This window comes from Amycolatopsis sp. VS8301801F10, assembly GCF_046195355.1.
Taxonomy (GTDB): Bacteria; Actinomycetota; Actinomycetes; order Mycobacteriales; family Pseudonocardiaceae; genus Amycolatopsis.
Genome location: NZ_CP176065.1, coordinates 5,412,940 through 5,435,867, shown reverse-complemented (window position 1 = coordinate 5,435,867; position 22,928 = coordinate 5,412,940). Strand labels below are relative to the sequence as shown.

General features: G+C 71.3%; 25 protein-coding genes. 10 read left to right on the top strand and 15 right to left on the bottom strand.

Features of this window, described 5'->3' with window-relative positions:
* Position 1: 1 nt before the first annotated feature.
* The 3 genes from F9C11_RS25685 to F9C11_RS25675 all read left to right on the top strand — a co-directional run bounded on the left by F9C11_RS25685 (position 2) and on the right by F9C11_RS25675 (position 3,069).
* The gene (locus F9C11_RS25685; RefSeq protein WP_409179908.1) at positions 2 to 979 is read left to right on the top strand and encodes a GlxA family transcriptional regulator; all 978 of its coding nucleotides are present in this window, start codon (positions 2 to 4) and stop codon (positions 977 to 979) included.
* Between the two features lie 59 nt (positions 980 to 1,038).
* Positions 1,039 to 2,751, top strand: coding sequence for a YibE/F family protein (locus F9C11_RS25680; RefSeq protein ID WP_409179907.1), 1,713 nt, complete (start codon positions 1,039 to 1,041; stop codon positions 2,749 to 2,751).
* 69 nt (positions 2,752 to 2,820) lie between these two features.
* Positions 2,821 to 3,069, top strand: a complete 249-nt coding sequence (locus F9C11_RS25675) for a hypothetical protein (protein ID WP_409179906.1) — start codon at positions 2,821 to 2,823, stop codon at positions 3,067 to 3,069.
* A gap of 178 nt (positions 3,070 to 3,247) precedes the next feature.
* Here the strand turns inward: F9C11_RS25675 and F9C11_RS25670 are convergent, their stop codons facing one another.
* Entirely contained in the window at positions 3,248 to 3,886 is a 639-nt protein-coding gene (locus F9C11_RS25670) for a hypothetical protein (RefSeq protein ID WP_409179905.1), read from the bottom strand.
* A complete protein-coding gene (locus F9C11_RS25665; protein ID WP_409179904.1) occupies positions 3,883 to 4,467 on the bottom strand; it encodes an MBL fold metallo-hydrolase in 585 nt (194 codons plus the stop codon). Before F9C11_RS25665 ends, F9C11_RS25670 begins: the two co-directional genes overlap by 4 nt.
* Positions 4,468 to 4,604: 137 nt before the next feature.
* On the opposite strand from F9C11_RS25665, the gene F9C11_RS25660 reads away from it, so the two are divergent.
* Together F9C11_RS25660 and F9C11_RS25655 are read left to right on the top strand one after the other, a co-directional pair.
* Positions 4,605 to 5,486 (top strand): peptidylprolyl isomerase, encoded by an 882-nt coding sequence (locus tag F9C11_RS25660; protein ID WP_409179903.1) that lies wholly within the window; start codon positions 4,605 to 4,607, stop codon positions 5,484 to 5,486.
* A gap of 1 nt (position 5,487) precedes the next feature.
* Complete coding sequence (locus F9C11_RS25655; protein ID WP_409179902.1) at positions 5,488 to 6,273, top strand: aminotransferase class IV; 786 nt, start codon at positions 5,488 to 5,490, stop codon at positions 6,271 to 6,273.
* A 211-nt stretch (positions 6,274 to 6,484) separates the two neighbouring features.
* Here F9C11_RS25655 and F9C11_RS25650 read toward each other — a convergent pair whose 3' ends face one another.
* Positions 6,485 to 7,264: an enoyl-CoA hydratase/isomerase family protein gene (locus F9C11_RS25650; RefSeq protein ID WP_409179901.1), complete on the bottom strand. Its 780-nt coding sequence runs from the start codon at positions 7,262 to 7,264 to the stop codon at positions 6,485 to 6,487.
* 55 nt (positions 7,265 to 7,319) lie between these two features.
* The gene (locus tag F9C11_RS25645) at positions 7,320 to 8,342 is read right to left on the bottom strand and encodes a LuxR C-terminal-related transcriptional regulator (RefSeq protein ID WP_409179900.1); all 1,023 of its coding nucleotides are present in this window, start codon (positions 8,340 to 8,342) and stop codon (positions 7,320 to 7,322) included.
* Between the two features lie 88 nt (positions 8,343 to 8,430).
* Between F9C11_RS25645 and F9C11_RS25640 the strand changes: the two genes are divergently transcribed.
* Positions 8,431 to 8,880: a cupin domain-containing protein gene (locus tag F9C11_RS25640; RefSeq protein ID WP_409179899.1), complete on the top strand. Its 450-nt coding sequence runs from the start codon at positions 8,431 to 8,433 to the stop codon at positions 8,878 to 8,880.
* Complete coding sequence (locus F9C11_RS25635; RefSeq protein WP_409179898.1) at positions 8,877 to 9,278, top strand: DUF1304 domain-containing protein; 402 nt, start codon at positions 8,877 to 8,879, stop codon at positions 9,276 to 9,278. The genes F9C11_RS25640 and F9C11_RS25635 overlap by 4 nt, the downstream gene beginning before the upstream one ends.
* Before the next feature lies 1 nt (position 9,279).
* On the opposite strand, the gene F9C11_RS25630 is transcribed toward F9C11_RS25635, so the two are convergent.
* The 8 genes from F9C11_RS25630 to ruvC form a co-directional block, all read right to left on the bottom strand.
* Positions 9,280 to 11,619, bottom strand: a complete 2,340-nt coding sequence (locus F9C11_RS25630; protein WP_409179897.1) for a RelA/SpoT family protein — start codon at positions 11,617 to 11,619, stop codon at positions 9,280 to 9,282.
* A gap of 312 nt (positions 11,620 to 11,931) precedes the next feature.
* Complete coding sequence (locus F9C11_RS25625) at positions 11,932 to 12,450, bottom strand: adenine phosphoribosyltransferase (protein WP_409179896.1); 519 nt, start codon at positions 12,448 to 12,450, stop codon at positions 11,932 to 11,934.
* Between the two features lie 5 nt (positions 12,451 to 12,455).
* Positions 12,456 to 13,706, bottom strand: coding sequence for a protein translocase subunit SecF (gene secF / locus F9C11_RS25620; protein ID WP_409179895.1), 1,251 nt, complete (start codon positions 13,704 to 13,706; stop codon positions 12,456 to 12,458).
* A 1-nt stretch (position 13,707) separates the two neighbouring features.
* Complete coding sequence (gene secD, locus F9C11_RS25615; RefSeq protein ID WP_409179894.1) at positions 13,708 to 15,438, bottom strand: protein translocase subunit SecD; 1,731 nt, start codon at positions 15,436 to 15,438, stop codon at positions 13,708 to 13,710.
* Between the two features lie 218 nt (positions 15,439 to 15,656).
* Positions 15,657 to 16,088 (bottom strand): preprotein translocase subunit YajC, encoded by a 432-nt coding sequence (gene yajC / locus F9C11_RS25610; RefSeq protein ID WP_409179893.1) that lies wholly within the window; start codon positions 16,086 to 16,088, stop codon positions 15,657 to 15,659.
* 118 nt (positions 16,089 to 16,206) lie between these two features.
* Positions 16,207 to 17,295, bottom strand: a complete 1,089-nt coding sequence (gene ruvB / locus F9C11_RS25605) for a Holliday junction branch migration DNA helicase RuvB (protein WP_409179892.1) — start codon at positions 17,293 to 17,295, stop codon at positions 16,207 to 16,209.
* Between the two features lie 6 nt (positions 17,296 to 17,301).
* On the bottom strand, positions 17,302 to 17,898 hold the full coding sequence (ruvA, locus tag F9C11_RS25600) for a Holliday junction branch migration protein RuvA (RefSeq protein WP_409179891.1): 597 nt from the start codon (positions 17,896 to 17,898) through the stop codon (positions 17,302 to 17,304).
* On the bottom strand, positions 17,895 to 18,497 hold the full coding sequence (gene ruvC / locus F9C11_RS25595) for a crossover junction endodeoxyribonuclease RuvC (protein ID WP_409179890.1): 603 nt from the start codon (positions 18,495 to 18,497) through the stop codon (positions 17,895 to 17,897). The genes ruvA and ruvC overlap by 4 nt, the downstream gene beginning before the upstream one ends.
* Before the next feature lie 152 nt (positions 18,498 to 18,649).
* Here ruvC and F9C11_RS25590 point away from each other — a divergent pair, with 152 nt between their 5' ends.
* On the top strand, positions 18,650 to 19,099 hold the full coding sequence (locus F9C11_RS25590; RefSeq protein ID WP_409179889.1) for a cupin domain-containing protein: 450 nt from the start codon (positions 18,650 to 18,652) through the stop codon (positions 19,097 to 19,099).
* A gap of 5 nt (positions 19,100 to 19,104) precedes the next feature.
* Here F9C11_RS25590 and F9C11_RS25585 read toward each other — a convergent pair whose 3' ends face one another.
* The 3 genes from F9C11_RS25585 to pdxT all read right to left on the bottom strand — a co-directional run bounded on the left by F9C11_RS25585 (position 19,105) and on the right by pdxT (position 21,235).
* Complete coding sequence (locus F9C11_RS25585) at positions 19,105 to 19,626, bottom strand: DUF4262 domain-containing protein (RefSeq protein ID WP_409179888.1); 522 nt, start codon at positions 19,624 to 19,626, stop codon at positions 19,105 to 19,107.
* 158 nt (positions 19,627 to 19,784) lie between these two features.
* Complete coding sequence (locus F9C11_RS25580) at positions 19,785 to 20,540, bottom strand: YebC/PmpR family DNA-binding transcriptional regulator (protein ID WP_009079324.1); 756 nt, start codon at positions 20,538 to 20,540, stop codon at positions 19,785 to 19,787.
* A 59-nt stretch (positions 20,541 to 20,599) separates the two neighbouring features.
* Complete coding sequence (gene pdxT, locus F9C11_RS25575) at positions 20,600 to 21,235, bottom strand: pyridoxal 5'-phosphate synthase glutaminase subunit PdxT (protein ID WP_409179887.1); 636 nt, start codon at positions 21,233 to 21,235, stop codon at positions 20,600 to 20,602.
* A 401-nt stretch (positions 21,236 to 21,636) separates the two neighbouring features.
* Here pdxT and pdxS point away from each other — a divergent pair, with 401 nt between their 5' ends.
* The gene (pdxS, locus tag F9C11_RS25570; RefSeq protein WP_009079327.1) at positions 21,637 to 22,548 is read left to right on the top strand and encodes a pyridoxal 5'-phosphate synthase lyase subunit PdxS; all 912 of its coding nucleotides are present in this window, start codon (positions 21,637 to 21,639) and stop codon (positions 22,546 to 22,548) included.
* A 206-nt stretch (positions 22,549 to 22,754) separates the two neighbouring features.
* Positions 22,755 to 22,925, top strand: a complete 171-nt coding sequence (locus F9C11_RS25565; protein WP_409179886.1) for a hypothetical protein — start codon at positions 22,755 to 22,757, stop codon at positions 22,923 to 22,925.
* The last annotated feature ends 3 nt before the right edge of the window (positions 22,926 to 22,928 follow it).

The following is a 22,928-nucleotide window of genomic DNA, read 5'->3' as shown; positions in this document are numbered from 1 at the left end:
CATGCCGAGTACCGCCCGGCAGGTCGTGATCCTCGGGTACCCCGACGCCGAACTGCTCGACATCGCCTGCGTGTCCGATGTTTTCGACGCCGCGACGCGGCTGGGCGCGGCCCGGCCGTACGAGGTCCGGCTCGCCACCGTCGACGGGCTCCCCTTCGCCTGCCAGTCCGGGCTCACGCTCGCCCCGCACGTCCGGATCGACCAGGTCCGCGGCCCGCTCGACACGTTCGTCGTCGCGGGCGGCCTCGGCCACCTCGCCGCGGCCGAGGACGAACGGCTGCTGGCCCACGTGCGGCGGCTGTCGCAGCAGAGCAGGCGCACCGCGTCGGTCTGCACCGGGGCGACCGTGCTCGCCGCCGCCGGGCTGCTGAGCGGCCGGCGCGCCACCACGCACTGGTCGCACGCGGCGCGGCTCGCCGAGCAGTACCCGTCGGTGACCGTGGACCCGGTGCCGCTTTTCGTGCGGCACGGCGACGTCTACACCTCCGCGGGCGTCACCAGCGGGCTCGACCTCACCCTCGCCTTCGTCGAGGAGGACCACGGCCCGACGCTCGCCCGCGAGGCCGCCCGGTCGCTCGTCACCTACCTGCAGCGGCCCGGGAACCAGGCGCAGGTGAGCATGTTCCTCGCCGGCCCGCCGCCGGAGCACCGGCAGGTCCGCGACCTCACCGCCTACGTCGCCGAGCACCTCGCCGACGACCTCGGCGCGCACGCGCTCGCGAAGCAGGCCGGCATCAGCACCCGCCAGCTGACCCGGCTGTTCGACGCCCACCTGGGCACCACGCCCGGGAAATACGTGCGCACCGTGCGCGCCGAGCACGCCGCCCGCCTGCTGTCCGGCACCGACCTCCCGCTGACCGCGATCGCGCGACGCTGCGGTTTCGGCTCCACCGAGACGCTCCGGCAGGCGTTTCTGGACCATTTCGACACTCCGCCCTCGGCGTACCGGCGGGTGCACCTGCGTTCTGCGCACGCCTGAACGAAACGCCCGCTTCCTCCCCCACCCGGTACGGGCGAACCCGGAGCCGGGAGGGCAGGATGTCCGCCGTGGCACCGCACGACTACCCCGACCAGGACCCCGACGACACCGGCCCGCTGCCGCGAGTGCCGGGGGAATCGGCGTCCCCCGTGCCACCTCCCGTCCCCCCGCGCGCCCGTCCGGACGGTCCGCGCCGCGTGCGCCGCGCCGAGGACCGGGAACCCGGACGGCCCGCCGAACGGTCCGGCGATCCCCGGCGCGCCGGCGAACCGGGACGGCGGCCCGAACGGCCCGGCGAGCCTCGCCGTCCGCGCGCCGCCGCGCCGCGGCCCGCTCAACCCGGCGCCCCGCGCCCGGCCGATTCCCGCGGCGGCGGGCAGTCCGGCGAACTGCGGCTGCCCCGCCGCCCAGGCGACACCCCGCCTCCCGGGACCCGCCGCCGCCCCCCGCCCCGGCCGGCACAGTCCGAAAAGGACACTCCCACACCCGTTGCGGCGAAGGAAATTCCGCCGCCGGCCGGGCACGGCCACGGACACGGTCATGGCCACGGCCCGGCCGCCCCCGCGTCGCAACGAGTCCGCAAACTCCTGATCTGGCTGCTCGCGCCGCTGGCCCTGGCGACCGTCGCCGGCATGATCGTCCTGTACCCGTGGGGCAGTTCCCTGCCGAAGAGCGCGGTGCCGCAGGGCACGCCGGTCCAGGCGGCGATCACGACCGCGACGTCCGGCCCGTGCCTGCAGCCCGGCCAGGTGCAGGTCGGCTCGCAGCCGGATCCGGACGCGAAACCGTGCCTCACCGTCGACCTGCGGATGTCCGACGGCCCGGCCGCGGGGAAACCGGTGCGGCTGACGGTGCCGATCGAACCGAGCACGCCGAGGTTCGCCGCGGGCGACAAGGTGGTGCTCGCCTACAACGGAGGCAATCCGCTCGATCCGCAGTCGTTCACGCTCGTCGATTTCCAGCGCGGCACGCCGCTCGTGCTGCTCGCCGCGCTGTTCGCGATCGCCGTGCTGGTGCTCGGCCGGTGGCAGGGGCTGGCCGCGCTGGTCGCGCTGGTGCTGAGTTTCGTGGTGATCGTGCTGTTCGTGCTGCCCGCGATCCTCGCCGGGGAAAATCCGCTGGTGGTGGCGATCGCCGGGGCGGGCGCGATCATGTTCCTCGCGCTGTACCTGACGCACGGGCTGTCCGCGAGAACCTCGGTCGCGGTGCTGGGAACGCTGGTCAGCCTCGCGCTGATCGGGATCCTGTCGGCGATTTTCTCCGCCGCCGCGTCGCTCACCGGGCTCGACGACAGCACCACGACGCTGATCGGTTCGCTCGGCCACGGCATCGACGCGCGCGGCCTGCTGCTGGCCGGGATCGTGATCGGCGCGCTGGGCGTGCTCGACGACGTGACGATCACCCAGACCAGCGCGGTGTGGGAGCTGCGCCGCGCGAACCCGTCGCTCAGCTGGCGCGAGCTGTACCGCTCGGGCCTGCGGATCGGCCGCGACCACGTCGGCTCCGCGGTGAACACGCTGGTGATGGCCTACGCCGGGGCCGCCCTGCCGGTGATGCTCTACTCCGCGATCTCCGGCGTCGGCCTCGGCGCGCTGCTCGGCAGCGAGGACATCGCCGCGGAAATCATCCGGACGCTGGCCGGCTCGGTCGGCATCGTCGCGGCGGTGCCGGTCACCACCGTCTTGGCCGCTCTGATCGCCGCCCGCGAGCCGGTGGAACACCTCATCAGCACCACGAAACCCGCTGAAGCACAGCAGCCACACGCCGGCTGACCCGGCCGGGCGCGGGCGTCGCGGATGAGGTACGAAGACCGCGATCCCCGCGACCCGAGGAGGGGCCCTGTGTTCTCAGCCGTCCTGGCCGGACCCCGAGTCACCGTGCACCTGATCCGCCGCCTGTTCGCGTCGGTGCTGGAAGCGGCCGAAACGATCCCGCGGATCGCCACCGCACTCGACGAGGCCCGCGCGACGCTGCACCACCTCGAACGGCTGCTCTCCTACGTCGCCGAGGAACTTCCCGAACTAGCCGACCAGCTCGACCGCATCCGCGCCCGCATGGACCAATGGGAAGAACGCCCCCCACGCACGTAACCCCCGAGCGCAACTCCACTACCCCCCTGGGCTCCGCTACCCGAAAGCCGCCCGCCCCGCGGGATCGCGTCGGCGTGCGGAGGGGCAATGCGCACGGCCCCCCAGGGCCGGGCGGATTGCCCCTCCGCACGCCGACTTGAAGGCGATCCCGCACGCGCCGGCGAAGCCGGCGCCAAAATCACAGCGTGGCCACGAACCGGCTGACCGCTTCCATCGGGAATCGCTGCAGGTACTTCCCCGCTGGCGCCGCCGAAGCCAGCCGGTACAACGGCCTTTCCGCTACCGCGTCCCCGCGTGCCTCCGCGCGCAATTCCGCCACCAGCAGCTCCGAGAACACCAGCCCGTTCGCCTCGGTGTTGTTCAGCACCGCGTCCGCCAGCCGTCGCAGCTGGAGCGCTCCCAGCTCGCGGCCGCCGGTTCCGGAGAACACCGCCAGGTCGAGTTTCACCGCCCGCCGCCGGTGTCCCGCGTTCACCAGCAGCGCGACCGTCCGGGTGCCGCGGACGTCGCTGATCACCACGTCCAGCCGCGGCGCTTCCAGGAGGTCCACTCGGCGGACGCCCCACGTGCGCACCACCAGCGTCGTGCCCTCGAGCCAGATCCGGCGGCGGTATGCGTAGAGCACCACGTAAATCAGCGGCAGCGCGACGACCGCCGCCACGATCAGCCCGGTCAGCTGGCCGCCGATCAGCCCGGCGATCCCGCCGAACGCCGCGGCCAGGATCAGCACTCCGAAGACACCCGACCACGCGCGGCGGCGGCGCAGCTTCGGCTCGTCGGCGAACAGCGGCAGGCGTTCGTCCGGTTTCCCGGTCACTGCGCGGCTCCCGGCACGAAGGGGTTGGCGACGCGCTCGCGGCCGATGGTCGTGGCCGGTCCGTGGCCGGGCAGCACGACGGTGTCGTCGGCGAGCATCAGCAGTGTGCGCAACGAATTCTCCAAATCGGCGCCGGATCCGCCGGTGCGCCCGACCGATCCGGCGAAAAGCGTGTCCCCGGTGAACACCAGCCTGCCACCCTCGCCGGTCTCGACGGCGAAGGCCACCGAACCCGGCGTGTGCCCGGGCAGCGCGAGCACCCGCACCGCCAGCCCGGCGGCCTCGATCTCTCCCGGTTCCAGCGGTTCGAACGGCCCGTCGTACCACTCGGCGTCGCCCGGATGCAGCCGCAGCGGCGCTTCGTGCGCCCGCGCCAGTTCGGCGGCGGCGCCGACGTGGTCCGGATGGCCGTGCGTGGCGAGCAGCGCGACCGGCGTCAGCTCGTGCTCCGCCAGCGCTTCGGCCAGCGGCCCGGCGGCTCCCTCGCCCGGGTCGACGACGAGGCACGGACCCCCGGCGGCGGGAGCGAGCAGATAGCAGTTCGAGCGCAGCGGACCCGCGGCGAACCCGGCGACGAGCACCGAACCCCTCCTCCCCGGATGCGGCCTTGATCACGACCCGGTGAAGACTAGCCGCCCCTGTACGGAGTCCTCACAGGCTGTGCCCATACACTGCCGCTACCTCAGACGTGTGACTTCGAGCGGAAACTGGAGGGCGGGTGGCGACCAACCAGCAGCGCCGAGAAGCCGCAAAGCGCAAACTCGAGCGGCAGCTCGTGCGCCGGGCGGAACAGGCGAAGCGACGCAAGATCGTGGGCGCTGGAGTGGTCGGCGGTGCGGTCCTCATCGTCGCCGGTCTCGTGGTGTGGATCGTGAACAGCGGCGGCAGCGGCGACCAGCAGGCCGCGACGCCGCCGTCGAGTTCCGCGCCGCCGGTCCCGAGCGTCACGAACATCCCCACCGAGCGCACCGCGCTCCCCAAGCGCCCCAAGGCGCTGCCGAACCCGACGACGTGCTCGTACCCGGCCGACCCGAGCGGCAAGCCGCCCTCGGGCAAGAAGGCGACCGCGCCGGACGGCAAGAACGTGTCCTCGAGCGGGACCGTGAACATCACGATGAAGACCACCCAGGGCGACATCCCGATCACGCTCGACCGCGCGCTCGCCCCGTGCACCGTGCAGGCGTTCGAGGCGCTGGCGAAGCAGGGCTTCTACACCGACACGATCTGCCACCGGCTCGGCGTCACCGACCTGCAGATGCTGCAGTGCGGCGACCCGGACGCGAAGGGCGATGCGGCGAACGACGGCCGCGGAGGCCCGGGATTCACCGTGCCGGACGAGTTCGTCGACACCGCGAAGTACGGCCGCGGCATCCTCGCGATGGCCAACACCGGTCAGCCGAACAGCGGCGGCAGCCAGTTCTTCATGGTCTACGGCAACGCGCCGCTTCCGCCGCAGTACACGATCTTCGGCAGCATCTCCGACGAAGGCCTGAAGGTGCTCGACAAGATCGCGAAGAACGGCATCGGCGCGGTCGGCCCGGACGGGTCGACCGGCGAGCCCAAGCAGCAGGTCAAGTTCACCGCGGTCACGGTTTCCTGACGTGACGGTGCGAGTCGAGATCGGCGGCGCCGCTCCGGGCGCCGCCGATCTCGCCGCCGCGGCGACCAGCTACGGCCATTTCACCGCGATGCAGGTCCGCGACGGACGGGTCCGCGGCCTCCGCTTCCACCTCGACCGGCTCGCGGCGAGCACCCGCGAGGTGTTCGGCAGCGAACTGGACACCGACCTGGTCCGCCGCTACGTCCGGCGGCTCGTCGCCGGGCAGGGCGCGCTGTCGGTGCGGGTGATCGTTTTCTCGCGTTCCTCGCCGCACGACCCCGCGATGACGCCCGAGATCCTCGTCCGCACCGCGCCGCCCGCCGCCCGCGCGGCCACGCCGATGCGGCTGCGATCCGTTGCGTACCAACGGGATCTGCCGCACGTGAAGCATCTCGGCGGCTTCGGCCTCGCCTACCATTCGCGCGCCGCCGCCCTCGCCGGTTACGACGACGCCGTGTTCCTCGCCGCCGACGGCCGGATCAGCGAGGCCACGATCTGGAACGTCGGCTTCCTGCGCGGCGGGACGATCGTGTGGCCGGAAGCCGAGGTGCTGCCGGGGATCACGTACCTCGTGCTGGAGGAACAACTGCGCGCGGCCGGAGTGCCGCAGGAAACCCGGCCGGTGTACCCGGCGGAGCTTCCGGAATTCGACGCCATGTTCGTCACCAATTCCGCGACCGTCGGCCGCCTGGTCGCCTCCGTGGACGACGTGCCGCTGCGCACCTCCCCCGTCGCGACGAAACTGCTGACCGAGGCGTACGAAGCCGCGCCCTGGGACGAGATCTGACGCGGCTTCAGGGCCTGCGGTGTTCCGCCCAGGCATCAGGCTCGGCGCGCCTTTCACGAGCACGGGCAGACCTTCACGATCCACCCGCCGGAAGACCGGCCGCGACCGATCGAAATCGGCGTGGCCGATCGTCCGGGACAACTCCGGATCCTGGCTTGTCAGCGCCGCCGGGCCGGGTCTCGCCGCACCGTCGACTACGTGAGCACGCCGGTCAGCGGTAGGTGAACTCCGGCGCGCGCCGGTTCAGGAACGCGTCCACGCCCTCCGCGTAGTCCTCCCCGTGCAGCGCGGCGAGCCGGATCTCCTCCACCTCGTCGTCGGTCTTCTCCTGGCCCGCCACGATTTTCTCGATGATCCGGTTCATCCCGCGGATCGAGGCCTGCGAACGCGCGCACAGCGTCTCGGCGAACCGGGCGGTCGCCGATTCCAGGTCCGCGGCCGGGAAGACGTCGTTGACCAGCCCGATCTCGCGCGCCCGGGTCGCGTCGACGAGTTCGCCGGACAGCAGGAAGTACTTGGCGTGCGCCGGGCCGACCAGCGAGACCAGCTGCCGCGTCGAGGCGAAGTGGTAGACGATGCCGAGTTTGGCCGGGGTGATGCCGAAGCGCGCGTCGTCGGCGGCGAAGCGGAAATCGCAGGCGACCGAGATCTGGCAGCCGCCGCCGATGCAGTTGCCCTGGACCATCGCGACCGTCGGCTTGCGCAGCGCGGTCAGCGCCGCCACCGCGCGGTCCACCGCCTCGTCGTACTTCGCGGCGGCCTCGGCGGTCGAGCGCAGCTCGCGGAACTCCCCGATGTCCGCGCCCGCGGAGAAATGCCGGCCGGCCCCGGTCAGCACGAGCACCTTCAGTTCGGGATCGGCCTCGACCTCGGCCGCCACGCCCGGGATCGCCGCCCACATGCCGTGGGTGATCGCGTTCATCTTTTCCGGGCGCGAGAACGTCAGCCGGGCCACGGCGCCTTCGCGGGTGAACTCGAGTCCGTCCGTCATGCCCAGCACCCTAATGCGCGCCCCCGGCAATTCCGCTGTGGGACAGATAACCGGCCTACCCGGACAGCCGCGCCGTCAGCTCGCCCCGGCTGCGCACGCCGACCTTGCCGAACACCGACTTCAGGTGGTCCTGAACCGTGTTCGCCGAGATCCCCAGCCGCGCCGCGATGTCCGAAGTGGACAGTCCAGAGAGGACTTCCCGGCACACGTCGCGTTCGCGCGCGGTCAGCCGGTAGGCCGCGAGCAGCACGTCGAGCAGTTCCCCGCCGGTGGCGCGGCGGATCGTCACGACGATGTCGCGGGCGTCGTCGTCCGAGACCAATCGGCTGGCCTGCAACACAATCCAGCCGCCGCGCGCGTCGCGGACCCGCGCCCGGAACGTTCCGCTCGCCGCCGCTTGCGCCCCCACCGCGACCGCGCGCAGCAGCACCGCGAACCGGCCGTCGGCAATCGAGTCCAATTCGGACTCCCACGCGCCGACCCCCTCGGTCGCCCCGCGACGGCGGCCGTCCGGACCGACCACGACAATCGCCGGTTCCGCCTCCGGAGCCACGCCCCGCGCCAGCGCCGCCACCCGCGTGGCAGCAGCCAAGGTCGGCCCGATCGAGGTCAGGAACTCCACCTCGCGGTCGCTGAACTCGCCGCGGCGCACCAGACCCGCCGCAGCCCAGCAAACGCCGTCCGCGCGAAACCCGACGCGCAGCTCGCTCTCCAGCCCGAGCGGCCGCCACACCTGCGCCCATCGGCCGCTGCGCTCGCGTTCGCGGCGCGGCAGGTCGGAAAGCCGCGCGACCGGCACCGAACGCCGGGCGAGCTGCGCGAAGGTGTGCGGCTCCGCGCCGTCGTACTCATACGTCGCCAGCAACGGCTCGTACTCCCCCGGAATCCGGGCCCGGCCGCTGGTCATCGAGCTGATCACGGCCGTATCCGGATCCAGCGACGCCCAGCAGGTCAGCTCCGTGGGCACGATCCGGTCGACCAGTTCGATGGCCGCGGCGTGCAGCTCGGCGACGCCGCAACCGGCCGTGGCGAGAGCCGCCAGCTCCCGCCGCACGCTCTGCGCTCGGCCTTCCCACACCCGACGAAGTATGCGCCCGCTCGTCCGGCGCCGGTATCCCTGATTTCCGGGATGGCTCCGCCCTCGCCGCGTTCCTACCTTCGGCGGCATGACCATTCACCTCAGCACCTCGGGCGAAGGCCCGGAACTGGACACGAAAGACGCGATCGCGACGGTGAAAGCGTCCGCCGCGGACACCGGCGGCTACGAGCTGTTCGAGATCGACGCTTCGCGCGGCCCCGCCGTCCCGCCGCACGCCGACCCGTGGACGAAGGGCTTCTACGTCCTCTGCGGCCGCATCACCGTCTGCCTCGCCGGGGAACTGCACGACCTCGGCCCGGGTTCCTTCGTGCACATCCCGGCGGGCACCCCCAACACCTTCGCCGTGCACACCCCGCACGCGAAATTCCTCGTGCTCACCCCGGACGACGCGATGGGCCGGTTCTTCCGCGAAATCGACGCCACCGTCCCGTCCCACGCCCCGTGGCCGGAAGCGGTGCCGCTGCTCGGCGAAATCGCCGCCCGGCACGGGGTCTCGTTCGAAGAGCCAGCGGCGTGAACGTCGCGGCGCAGGTTCTCGCCGGGATCGCCGTTCTGGTGCACCTGCTGGCTTTCGCGTGGGAAGTGCTGCTGTTCGAACGGCCGGGCGTGCACGCGGGCATCTTCCGGATCCCCTCCGAGAACCTGCCCGCCACCCGGCTCTGGTCGTTCAACGTCGGCTGGTACAACCTGTTCCTCGCCGGCGGACCGGTGACCGGCCTGGTGCTGCTGCACACCGGCGAGGCCGCGGCCGGACGCGTGCTCGTGCTCTACAGCTGCGCGTTCATGACGCTCGCCGGGATCGCGCTCGGCGTGTCCGACCTGCTCGCGCTCAGCCGCCCGCGCGGCGCGGGACGAGCCGGGGCGCTCGCCCAAGCACTCCCGCCGCTGGCCGCGCTGGTCGCGACGGCGTTCTGACCTACGAAGCCGAAGTCACCCGGTACACGTCGTACACGCCCTCGACCCCGCGCACGACCTTCAGCACGTGCCCGAGGTGCTTCGGGTCGCCCATCTCGAACGAGAACCGGCTCACCGCCACCCGGTCCCGCGAGGTCGTCACCGAGGCGGACAGGATGTTGACCTTCTCGTCCGCCAGCACCTTCGTAACGTCGGACAGCAGCCGGTGCCGGTCGAGCGCCTCGACCTGGATCGCCACCAGGAACACCGAGGACGACGACGGCGCCCACTCCACCTCGACCAGCCGCTCCGGCTGGGTCCGCAGGTCGTCGGCGTTCGTGCAGTCCGTCCGGTGCACGCTCACGCCGCCGCCGCGCGTCACGAAGCCGAGGATCTCGTCGCCCGGCACCGGCGTGCAGCAGCGCGCCAGCTTCGCCCAGACGTCGCTCGCGCCCTTCACGATGACGCCGACGTCGTTCGAGCCGCGGCGGCGCGTGACCGTGGACGGCGTGGCCCGTTCGGCCAGCTCCTCCTCGGCCTCCTCGACCCCGCCGATCAACGCGACCAGCCGCTGCACCACGTGCTTCGCGCTGGTGTGGCCCTCGCCGACGGCCGCGTACAGCGACGAAATGTCGCCATGCCGCAATTCCGTGGCCACCGAGCCCATCGACTCCGCCGACACGAGCCGCTGGATCGGCAGCCCGACCTTGCGGATCTCCTTGGTGATGGCTTCCTTGCCCGCGTCGATCGCCTCGTCGCGGCGTTCCTTCGCGAACCACTGCCGGATCTTCGCCCGCGCCTTCGGCGAACCGGCGAACTGCAGCCAGTCGCGGCTCGGCCCGGCGCTTTCCGCCTTGGACGTGAAGATCTCGACGACCTCGCCGTTCTCGAGCTTCCGCTCGAGCGCGACCAGCCGGCCGTTCACGCGGGCGCCGATGCAGCGGTGGCCGACTTCGGTGTGCACCGCGTACGCGAAGTCCACCGGCGTCGAATCCGCGGGCAGCGTGATCACGTCGCCCTTCGGCGTGAACACGAAGATCTCGCGCGCGGCCAGTTCGTAGCGCAGCGATTCGAGGAAATCGCCCGGGTCCGCGGCCTCGCGCTGCCAGTCGAGCAGCTGCCGCATCCACGCGATCTCGTCGAGCTCCATCGCGTTGTTGCTGGCGTGCGTGCCCTTGGTTTCCTTGTACCGCCAGTGCGCGGCGATGCCGTACTCGGCGGTGCGGTGCATGTCGTAGGTGCGGATCTGCACCTCGAGCGGTTTGCCGTCCGGCCCGATCACCGTGGTGTGCAGCGACTGGTACACGCCGAACCGCGGCTGCGCGATGTAGTCCTTGAACCGCCCCGGGACCGGCTGCCACAGCGCGTGCACCACGCCCATCGCGGCGTAGCAGTCGCGCACGTCCTCGACCAGGATCCGCACGCCGACCAGGTCGTGGATGTCGTCCAGGTCGCGGCCGCGGACGATCATCTTCTGGTGGATCGAGTAGTAGTGCTTCGGCCGTCCCTCGACCTTCGCGGTGATCCGCGACGACACCAGGTTGTTCGTCAGGTCCGCGATCACCTTGCGCAGGTAGGTGTCGCGCGAGGGCGCGCGGTCGGCGACCAGCCGCACGATCTCGTCGTACTTCTTCGGCTGCAGGATCGCGAACGCGAGGTCTTCCAGCTCCCACTTCACCGTGGCCATGCCGAGCCGGTGCGCCAGCGGGGCGAGCACCTCGAGCGTCTCGCGCGCCTTGCGGGCCTGCTTCTCCGGCGGCAGGAAGCGCATCGTGCGCATGTTGTGCAGCCGGTCGGCGAGCTTGATGACCAGGACGCGCGGGTCCTTCGCCATCGCGATCACCATTTTGCGGATGGTCTCCGCTTCGGCTGAGGTGCCTAGTTTGACCTTGTCCAGCTTCGTGACGCCGTCGACCAGTTCGCCGACCTTGTCGCCGAAATCGGCCTTCAGCTGTTCCAGGGAGTAGCCGGTGTCCTCCACCGTGTCGTGCAGGAGGGCTGCGACGAGGGTGGTGGTGTCCATGCCCAGTTCGGCGAGGATGGTGGCGACGGCGAGGGGGTGGGTGATGTACGGGTCGCCGGATTTGCGGCGTTGTTCGCGGTGGAGTTCTTCGGCTACGTCGTAGGCGCGTTGGAGCTGGCCCAGGTCGGAGTTCGGGTGGAGTTCGCGGTGGATGACGGCCAGGGGTTCCAGGACCTGCTTGACCGGGGCCGCTCGCTGGGCGGTGATGCGGCGGGCCAGGCGCGCGCGGACGCGGCGGGTCGCGGAGGGGTTGGGCGCGGCTCCGTTGGCCCGGACCCCGGCATCCGCGGCGGTCGCGCCGCCCTTCGCGGGGACATTGGCGTCGAGCTCTTGGCTCACCCGCACCTCCAGCTGCTTCGTGCGGCCTCGAACCTTCAGGGTAACCGGTTGGTCCGGTGGCTGGTCTGGTGACGTGCCGTTGCGGCTCGTCGCCTGGCGGCGACATTGCCGTCCCTTGGTTGCGTGGGGCACCCCGATTTTTCATTGTGCTGACGGTTCGGGGGTGCTTGTCAAGGCGGGAAAGATGCCTTGACAAGCACCCCCGAACCGCAGGGAGGCTTCGTATCGGGGTTGGGGCAGGGGCTGGGTGCCTCGCTCTTTGGGTGCAGCGGTGCGGTTTTAGGGACGTGCTGGGAACCCAGCACAGACCGGTCAGACGGTGCGGAGTGCGTGGACGGGGCGGGCGTCCAGGGCGGAGCGGCCGTTCAGGGCTTCCAGTTCCAGCACTACCGATATTCCGGTGACTGTGGCGCCTGCGTCTTCCAGGAGTTTCGCGGTTGCCGCCACTGTGCCGCCGGTGGCCAGGACGTCGTCCATGATCGCGATGCGCTGGCCGGTTTTTACTACGTCTGCTGGGAGTTCGACGCTTGCCGTGCCGTACTCAAGCGCGTAGTCCACTCGGCCTGCTACGGACGGGAGCTTGCCGGGTTTGCGGACCAGCACCACGCCCATGCCCCGGGAGTAGCCGACTGCCGCGGCCAGCAGGAAGCCGCGGGCCTCGACTCCGGCCACCAGGTCGGCGGCCGGGTCGAGGGTGCCCGCCAGGGCGTCGGCGACTTCGGCGAAGCCGGGGCCGTCGGCGAACAGCGGGCTCAGGTCGCGGAACAGGACGCCTGGCTCCGGGAAGTCCGGGACCTCGGCGATCAGGTCCAGTGCCTCGTCGAGCTTCATCGGGGTCAGCGCTTCTTCTTCCCCGACGGGCGCTGCTTCGGGTGCCGTGCCGGGACGCCCGCCGCGGCGGCCATCGCCTTTTCCTTGCGGAGTTCGGCGGCCAGCTGGTCCTCGTCGTTCGCGTCGAAGTCGTTGTCCGCCTCGCGCTTCGCGGCCTTCGCCCGGCGGGCCGCCACGCGTTCGGCCTGCTGGCGGTACTGCGGGTCGCGCATCTTGAAGTCGACCAGCAGCGGCGTCGCCAGCGCGACCGACGACAGGACGCCGACCAAGGTGCCGGTGAGCTGCACCAGCGCCAGGTCCTGCAGCGTGCCCGAGCCGAGCAGGAGGTAGCCGACGATCAGCAGGCCCAGGATCGGCAGCAGGGCGATGAACGCGGTGTTGAACGACCGCATCAGGGTCTGGTTCAGCGCCAGGTTCGCCGCCTCCGCGTACGTGCGCCGCGACAGGCCGAGCAGGCCGCGGGTGTTCTCCCGGACCTTGTCGAACACCACCACGGTGTCGTACAGCGAGAACCCGAGGATCGTGAGCAGGCCGATCACCGTCGCGGGCGTGACCTCGAAGCCCACGAGCGAGTACACGCCCGCGGTCACCACGATGTCGTGCAGCAGCGAGACGAGCGCCGCGAACGCCATCCGGGTGTCGAAGTAGATCGCCAGGAAGATCACGACGGCGACCAGGAACACGGCGAGCGCGATCAGGGCCTGGCGCGAGATCTCGTCGCCCCACGACGCGCTCACCGCGCTGTCGCTGATCGCCTGCTCGCTCGACTTGCCGTTGCTGCCGATCGGGCCCAGGTCCTCGAAGATCTGCTTCTTGACCTTCGCCACCTGGTCGGCGGTCAGCGTCTCGGAGCGGGTCTGGATGGTCGAGGCGTTGCCGGTGCCGACCGTCTGGGTCTCCGCCGGAGCCTCGCCCAGCGCGGCGTTGAACGACTTGATCACCTGGTCCTGGGTGATCTGGCCGTGCGTGCCGTGCGCGGGCAGCTGGATCTGCGTGCCGCCCTCGAACTCGATGCCCACGTTGAAGCCGCGGAAGATCATCGAGCCGATGCACACCAGGAGCAGCAGCGAGAAGAAGATGTACCAGCGCTTGCGCGCGCCGACGATGTCGACCGCGCCGGTGCCGACGTAGAGCCGGTGGAAGAAGCTCTCCTTCTTGGCCGGCTTGGCCGCCGCGCTCGCGGTGCTGCCGGTGCCGCCCGGGCTGTTCGAGCCTTCGGGGCTGTCCGAGGTGACGCCTGCGGTTTCGTCGCTCACGTCAGGCCTCCTTCACGTTCGCGCGACGGCCGGGAGCGGGGCGCGTGGACTTGCGCTGCGAGCCGAGCTTCTGGACGGCGCCGAGGCCGAGATTCCGGGGATTGGACAGGAACTTCGACTTCGAGGTCGACACCATCGCCACGAGCGGATGCGTGACCAGGTAGACGACCACCAGGTCGAGCACCGTCGACATGCCGAGGGTGAACGCGAAGCCCTGCACGTCGCCGACCGCGATGACGTACAGGATCGCGGCGGCGAGGAAGCTGACCGCGTCCGAGGCCAGGATCGTGCGCCTCGCCCGCGCCCACCCTCGCGGCACCGCGGACCGGAACGTGCGGCCCTCCCGGATCTCGTCCTTCAGGCGTTCGAAGTAGATGACGAACGAGTCCGCGGTGATGCCGATCGCGATGATCAGGCCGGCGACGCCCGCGAGGTCGAGCGTGTACCCGATCCAGCGGCCGAGCAGCACCAGCACCGCGTACACGAGCAGGCCGGACAGCACCAGCGACCAGATCGTGAGGATGCCGAGCAGCCGGTAGTAGAACAGGCAGTAGACGAACACGACGGCGAGGCCGATCGCGCCGGCGATCAGGCCGGCCTGCAGCGAGGCGTAACCGAGCGTCGCGGACACCGTGGTGGCGTCGGACGAATCGAACGACAGCGGCAGCGAGCCGTACTTGAGGATGTCCGCCAGGTTCTTCGCGTCGGTCTGGGTGAACTTGCCGGTGATCTGCGTGTTGCCGCCGAGGATGGCGTTCTGCACGGTCGGCGCGGAGACCACGTCCGTGTCGAGCACGAACGCCGCCTGCTTGCCGATGTTGGCCGACGTGAAGTCGCCCCAGGTCTTGCCGCCCGCGCTCTTGAAGCTCAGGTCGACGATCCACTGGCCGCGCTGCTGGTCGTAGCCGGAGTTGGCGTTCGCGATCTCGGTGCCGGGGATGATCTCCGGGCCGAGCACGTACTTGGTGGCGTCCTTGTCGCCGCAAGTGACCAGCGGCTGGTTGGGCAGGTCGTTGCCCTCCAGCGGGTCCGCGGCGTTCGGCGCGCAGGTGAGCGCGGCGAGCGCCTTCTGCTGCGCGGCCTGCGCGGCGGCGGCCTCCTGCTGGTTCTTCGGGTCCTTCGGCATCAGCGCGGGAGCCTGGCGCACGGCGCGGGCTTCCTCGATCGGGTTCTTGCCCGCGTTCTGGCCGCTGGCCGGGGCCGAGGGCGTCGTGCTCGGCGGCTGCTGCGCCGGGGCGCCTTCCGCTCCCCCGCCGCCGCCGGGCTTGCTCGGCGCGGTCGCCGGCGCGCTCGGGGTCCCGGAAGCGCCCGGGGCTCCGGAAGCGGGAGCCGACGGCGGCGCGGCCGGGGCGTTCGGGACCGAGGTGATCACCTCGCGGATCCCGAGCTTGGCGGTCCGGCCCAGGTTCTTCGCCTCGTCGCCCTGCTCGCCCGGCACGGTGATCACGATGTTGTTGCCGTCGAGCACCACCTCGGTGCCGCCGACGCCGATCCCGTTGACGCGGGTCTCGATGATCTGGCGCGCCTGGTTCAGCGAATCGCGGGTGGGCTGGCCGCCGTCGGGCGTGCGCGCGGTGAGCGTGACCCGGGTGCCGCCCTGCAGGTCGATGCCGAGTTTCGGCGTCGCTTTGCCGCTGCCGGTGAAGAACACCAAGGCGTACAGCACGACCACGATCAGGGCGAAGAAGGCGAGATAGCGTCCCGGGCGGAGATGCCCGGCCGATGGTGCCACTGTGCTTCGGTCTCCTCGAACTGGCACGGACTGGATGGACCCCAAGTGGTTCGGGTGCGCGAGCCGGAAGGGGGTCCCCCGGACGCGGCTGGGCGTGAACTATGACGGCGGACACGCACGCAGCACCGAGACAGTACTCGGTGCTGCGTGAGCCCGGCGTTCGCCCGTACCGACTTTCGTAGGCTGTGGGCGGATCACTGCCCGGTGAAGCGCGGAGGCTACTTCTTCCCGTGCTCGAGCGGGGGCGCCACCTGCGCACCGGAGGTCTGCTTCTCCTCGGCGGAGATCGACTCCTGGGCCGGGGCCTCCGACGAGGCCGCGGCGGTCTCCGGGGCCGGCTCGAGGGCCGCGGTCTCGGCCGGGTCCTCGTTCTCCTCGGTCTCGACGACCGGCTCGACCTTCTCGCGCACCGCGAGGCGCAGCCAGGTGGTGACGACGCCCGGCGCGATCTCGATGTCGATCGTGGTTTCGCTGCTCGTGTCGGCGACGGTGCCGTACAGGCCCGACGTGGTCATCACGCGGTCGCCCGGGGCGATGCTGTTCTGCATCTCCTGCTGAGCCGCCTGCTGCTTCTTCTGCTTGCGGGTGCCCATGACGAGCGGCACGGCCACCACGAGCAGCAGCAGCAACGGCAGCAGTAACTGGTTCATGACTCTCCTCGACGGACGCCTTTCTCGGCTGCCCGCGTCCGGTTTCGACGGATGTGCTGTGTTCGAGTGTGCCAGGTACCGGCGGAAACGCCACCACCCGGGCCGCTGTCCGCCCTTGTCAGGCCTGGTCGAACAGCGTGGGACCGCCCTGCTCGGACCGTCCCGCCTCCGGGGGCGGCACGAGTCCGAGGTGCTGCCACGCGGCCGCGGTCGCGACCCGGCCGCGCGGAGTGCGGGCGAGCATACCGGCCCGGACCAGGTAGGGCTCGCACACCTCCTCGACCGTGGTGGCCTCCTCGCCGACGGCGACCGCGAGCGTCGAAATGCCCACCGGCCCCCCGCCGAACGACCGGGTCAGCGCGCCGAGCACGGCCCGGTCCAGCCGGTCCAGGCCCAGCTCGTCGACGTCGTAGACCTTCAGCGCGGCCTGCGCGACCTCCAGCGTCACCTTGCCGTCGGCGCGCACCTCGGCGTAGTCGCGGACCCGGCGCAGCAGCCGGTTGGCGATGCGCGGGGTGCCGCGCGAACGGCCGGCGATCTCGGCGCAGCCGTCGCGGTCGATCTCGATGCCGAGGATCGTCGCCGCGCGGCGGACGACCAGTTCCAGCTCGGCCGCGGAGTAGAACTCCATCTGGCCGGTGAAGCCGAACCGGTCGCGCAGCGGCCCGGTCAGCGAACCGGACCGGGTGGTGGCCCCGACCAGCGTGAACGGGGCAATCTCCAGCGGGATGCTGGTCGCGCCGGGCCCCTTGCCGACCACCACGTCGACCCGGAAGTCCTCCATCGCCAGGTACAGCATTTCCTCGGCGGGCCGGGCGATCCGGTGGATCTCGTCGATGAACAGGACGTCGCCGGGCGCGAGGTTGGACAGCATCGCGGCCAGGTCGCCCGCGCGTTCCAGGGCGGGCCCGGAGGTGATCCGGATGGCCGCGCCCAGCTCGGCGGCGACGATCATCGCCATGCTCGTCTTGCCGAGGCCGGGCGGGCCGGACAGCAGCACGTGGTCCGGCGGCACGTCGCGCCGCCGGGCGCTCTCCAGCACCAGCTCCAGCTGCTCGCGGACGCGTTCCTGGCCGACGAACTCGTCGAGTTTCCGGGGCCGGAGCGACGTTTCCAGGTCGCGTTCGCCGGTCTGCGCGAGCGCGGACAGCGTTTCGTCGCCCGGCTCGTACCCGCCGGTGTCGAACTCGGTCACTTCGTGGTTCATCGGCTGCTACCGCTTGCGGCCCAGCAGCGCCAGCGCCGCGCGCAGCACCGACGACGTGGTGTGCCCGTCGCCCTCGGACAGCACCTTGTCCACCGCCTGCTCGGCCTGTTTGGCCGGGAAGCCCAGCCCGGCCAGCGCTTCCACCACCTCGCCGCGCAGCGCGCCGGGCGCGGTCACCACCGGGGCGTCGGCGGTCCCGCCAAGCGCGGTCACCTTGTCCCGCAGTTCGAGGCTGAGCCGCTCGGCGCCCTTGCGGCCGATGCCGGGCACCTGGGTGAGCACGGTGATGTTGCCTTCGACGAGCGCCGCGCGCAGCTTGTCCGGCTCCAGCACGGCCAGCGTCGCCAGCGCGAGCCGCGGCCCGATCCCGGACACCGTCTGGAGCAGGCCGAACAGCTCGCGCGCGTCCTCCTCGGCGAACCCGAAGAGGGTCAGCGAGTCCTCGCGCACGACCAGCGCGGTGTGCAGCCGCGTCTGCTCGCCGCGGCGCAGCGTGGCCAGCGTCGCCGGGGTGGCCTGCACGGCGAGGCCGACGCCGCCGACCTCGACCACCACGTGGTCGAGCCCGACGGACAGCACTTCGCCTCGTACCGAGGAGATCATCGTCGTGCTCCTGTTTCGTTCCGCTTCGTGGTCGATCCGGCCGCCTTGGCCGCGGCCGCCAGCCGGGCCTTGTGGGCGCGGACCAGCTCGGCCGCGCGGGCCTCGGCCTCGGCGAGCCGGACCCGCATCGGCTCGCGCCACAGGTGGCAGATGGCGAGCGCGAGCGCGTCGGCCGCGTCCGCCGGACGCGGTTTGACCTCCAGCCCGAGCAGCCGCATCACCATTGTGGTGACCTGTGCTTTGTCCGCGCGCCCGGACCCGGTGACCGCGGCCTTGACCTCGCTGGGCGTGTGGAAGACGACCGGCAGCCCGCGCCGCGCCGCCGCCAGCGCCACGACCCCGCCCGCCTGCGCGGTGCCCATCGCGGTGCGGACGTTGTGCTGCGCGAACACCCGCTCGACGGCCACCGCTTCCGGCCGGTACCGGTCGAGCCAGCGCTCCACCTCGTCCGCGACGCCGAGCAGCCGCTGCGCGAGGTCCTGGTCGGCAGGCGTGCGCACGACCCCGACCGCGACTGGGCGCACCGACCGGCCCTTGCCGCCGTCGACCACGCCGAGACCGCACCTGGTCAGACCGGGGTCGACCCCGAGCACCCGCACCGTTTCTCCTCCGCCCGCGCGAACATCAGTTCGAGATGCAGGCTAACGGTCGCAGCGGCTGGCCTCGCGCAGACACGCACTAACACACGTGCACCCGTGCCGGCGCCGGCGACGACCTGGCGAACGGAGCCGTCCGCGAGCACGATGGAGGCATGCCGGGACCGGAGGATTTCGTCGCGCACCTGGGCCTGGAGCCGCTGCCGGTGGAGGGCGGCCGCTTCGCGCAGAGCTGGCGCGCGGGCGAGGGTTCGGCGATCTATTACCTGCTCACCGCGCCGGAGGTCTCCGCGCCGCACCGGCTCGACCGGGTCGAGGTGTTCGTGCATCACGCCGGTGCGCCCGCCCGGATGCTCTTGCTGAGTCCGGACGGAGAGGTGACGCGCCCGGTGCTGGGCAGCGACGTGGCCGCCGGGGAACGCCCGCAGGTGGTCGTGCCCGCCGGCACGTGGCAGGCGACAGTGTCGCTGGGTGCGTGGAGCCTGCTCGGCACGGTGGTGGTGCCGCCCTATACCGACGACTGCGTGGAGTTCGCGGATCCGGCGACGCTGGCCGCGCGGTTTCCCGACGCCGCGGCCGATCTGGCCGCGCTGAGCGCTGGTTAGCCGGGTCAGGGGCCGTCGACCCCGGGCGTCCAGCTTTCCGGGTCTCCGCTTTCGGTGAGCACCGGCTGCCATTCGGCGAAGCCCTCGGGCGCGTCGGCGTGCCACGGGAAATGCCCGTCCGGCGTCGCGACGATCATCTGCAGCGCCGGGAAGTCGCCGTCCGGGTAGACGAGGAACGCGGACCCGAAGTACTCCGGGTAGTGGCCTTTCGCGACGCGTTCGAAGACCACCGGCGCGCCCTCGAAGAAATCCTCGTAGCGTTTGCCGACCTCGAAGATCTCGCCGTTGGCGGAGCGGTCGACGTACGCGTCGAGCAGCACCGGGGCCATGTGGTCGGGCAGCCCGATCACGACGGCCTCGGGCACGTTGTGCAACGCCCACGCGCACGCGGTGAAGCAGTAGCCGGCCCCTTGGTCGTCGGCGGGCACGGCGATGACCGCGTTGCCCCGTTCCCTTGCCTGGGTCTCGATCCAGGCGATCAGGCTCTGCTCTTGCTCGGTGAGGGCGGAGGTCGTCACGGCGGCCATTCTGCCCCACCCGCGCGCCCGAGCCCAGTCCCCGCGCCGGTCATTTTCCGCCCGCCCCAAGGATTTTCGCGTTTTCCCTTGCGCGCCAACGGAAAACTCCGACGAAAACGGCCGCGCCCCGGAGTGCCGGGGCGCGGCCGTGTCGTGTCGCGACGGGATCAGTCCACCGCGGCCATGACTTCGTCGGACACGTCGAAGTTCGCGTACACGTTCTGCACGTCGTCGCAGTCCTCGAGGGCGTCGATCAGCTTGAAGACCTTCTTCGCGCCCTCGACGTCGAGCGGCACGCTCACCGACGGGAGGAAGGTCAGCTCGGCCGATTCGTACTCGAACCCGGCCTCCTGCAGCGCCTTGCGGACCGGCACGAGGTCGGTGCCCTCGGAGACGATCTCGAAGTTCTCGTCGAGATCGTTGACCTCCTCGGCTCCCGCGTCGAGGACCGCCATCAGGACGTCGTCCTCGGTCGCGTCCCCCTTGGGCATGATCACGACGCCCTTGCGGTTGAACATGTAGGCGACCGAGCCCGGGTCGGCGAGGGAGCCGTTGTTGCGCGTGAGCGCGGTGCGGACCTCCATCGCGGCGCGGTTCTTGTTGTCGGTGAGGCACTCGATCAGCACCGCCACGCCGTTCGGGCCGTAGCCCTCGTACGTGATGGTCTGCCAGTCGGCGCCGCCCGCCTCCTCGCCGGCGCCGCGCTTGCGCGCGCGCTCGATGTTGTCCTGCGGGACGGAGTTCTTCTTCGCCTTCTGGATGGCGTCGTACAGCGTGGGGTTGCCGTCCGGGTCCCCTCCCCCGGTCCCGGTGCGGGCGGCGACCTCGATGTTCTTGATCAGCCGCGCGAAAAGCTTGCCCCGCTTGGCGTCGAGGTTCGCCTTCTTGTGCTTCGTCGTGGCCCACTTGGAGTGGCCGCTCATCTTTCCTCCATCTGTTCCCGCGGCCGCGTGCCTCCCGGCGCGGCCGCCGCAATCCTTGCTCAGGCTTTCCGCACGAGCTCGACGAACAGCCGGTGCACGCGCTCGTCCCGGGTGATCTCCGGGTGGAACGCCGTGGCCACCACCGCCCCCTGCCGGACGGCGACGATCCTATCCGCCCTCGGCCCGTCCGGCGGCTCCTCCGGGTCCGGCACGGTGGCCAGCACCTCGACCCCGTCCCCCGCCTTCTCGACCCACGGGGCCCGGATGAACACCGCGCGCAGCGGCCCGCCGTCCAGGCCGGCGAACGGGAGGTCGGCCTCGAAGGAGTCGACCTGCCTGCCGAACGCGTTGCGCCGCACGACCACGTCGAGGCCGCCGAGCTGCTGCTGGTCCGGGCGCCCGTCGAGCACCTGGCGGGCCAGCAGGATCATCCCGGCGCACGAGCCGAACGCCGGAAGGCCGCCGGCGATCCGCTCGCGCAGCGGTTCGAGCAGCTCGAAGGTCTCGAGCAGCCGCGACATCGTGGTGGACTCCCCGCCGGGCAGCACCAGGCCGTCCACTTCGGACAGCTCGGAGGGGCGGCGCACCGGAACCGCGCGGGCCCCCGCGCTCTCCAGCATCGCGACGTGCTCGCGCACGGCGCCTTGCAGGGCGAGCACGCCGACCGCCGGCCGTGCTCCCGTAGCTGTCGCCACCGAACCTCCCGTGAGACGTTCACATCAGCTTAGGGGGGCCGCCCGGAGCGCAACCGGGCAGGTCAGGCGGGCGGCGCCGGGGCCGCCGCCCGCCCGGCGGCCCGTCCTGGACCGACGTGAAGTGGACTGCTGAAATCTGTCGTCAGTGGCCACCTCGAAGGTGGTCTCCACCGAAGCCGGGACCGCCCGTCTTCCGCGGGCCGCTCCCGTCTTCCATGGTAGGCCGTCCCGGAAGGCCCAGGTCAACGCTTCCCGGCGGAAAAGTGACCGAACCCCCGTGGATCTCTGCGCGCGGAAAGTGGCCTTCCGAGATAGCCGCGCAATGGCCTGCCTCAGCGGTCCACCGGCGGCTTACGCTGGAGGAGAAGACCACTTCCGCTCCCCCGAGAAAGGCCCGCAAGGTGTCGCAGCAGCAGAACGCCGAACCCCAGACCGTCACCGGCACCGCGAAGGTGAAGCGCGGCATGGCGGAGATGCTCAAGGGCGGCGTGATCATGGACGTCGTGACCGCCGACCAGGCCAAGATCGCCGAGGACGCGGGCGCGGTCGCCGTCATGGCGCTGGAGCGCGTCCCCGCGGACATCCGCGCGCAGGGCGGCGTCGCCCGGATGAGCGACCCGGACCTGATCGACGGCATCATCGAGGCGGTCTCGATCCCGGTCATGGCGAAGGCGCGGATCGGCCACTTCGTCGAGGCGCAGGTGCTGCAGTCGCTCGGCGTCGACTACATCGACGAGTCCGAGGTGCTCACCCCCGCCGACTACGCCAACCACATCGACAAGTGGGCGTTCACCGTGCCGTTCGTGTGCGGCGCGACCAACCTCGGCGAAGCGCTGCGCCGGATCACCGAGGGCGCGGCGATGATCCGCTCGAAGGGCGAGGCCGGCACCGGCGACGTCTCGAACGCGACCACGCACATGCGCAAGATCCGCGCCGAGATCCGCCGCCTGCAGTCGCTGCCCGAGGACGAGCTGTTCGTCGCGGCCAAGGAACTGCAGGCGCCGTACGAACTGGTCCGCGAAGTGGCCGAAGCGGGCAAGCTGCCGGTGGTCCTGTTCACCGCGGGCGGCATCGCCACCCCGGCCGACGCGGCGATGATGATGCAGCTGGGCGCGGAGGGCGTGTTCGTGGGCTCGGGCATCTTCAAGTCCGGCAACCCGGCGCAGCGCGCGGAGGCGATCGTGAAGGCGACCACCTTCCACGACGACCCCGACGTGCTGGCGAAGGTGTCGCGCGGCCTCGGCGAGGCGATGGTGGGAATCAACGTCGAAGACGTGCCGGAACCGCACCGGCTCGCCGAGCGGGGCTGGTGACGGTCCGCTTCACCCGGTTCTGCTCGCGGGAACGGCGCCAGTGCCCGGCGCCGTTCCCGCGCATTTCCGCCAAGAATATTCCAACCTAGCGCGATGCCGCTCGAACCAGCCTAAATAATCCTCAAGTTTCCCGCCGCCGGCTCCCCTTCGCCTTAGTCTGGCGATACCGGCTCACGAGAAAGAACAGCCGACCGTCAGGGGGAGCCATGCTCGAAGCATTCGTCATCCTGGGTGGAATCGTCATCGTCCTGCTCGCGGCGGGACTGGTCGTGGCCTCGAAGGACGTCGGCCGCAAGGGGCGGCCGGACGTCGCTGACGCACGGCGGCAGGCCGGCGCCCAGCGCGGCTACGTATTCCTCAGCCAGCCGTGGAGCTGACGC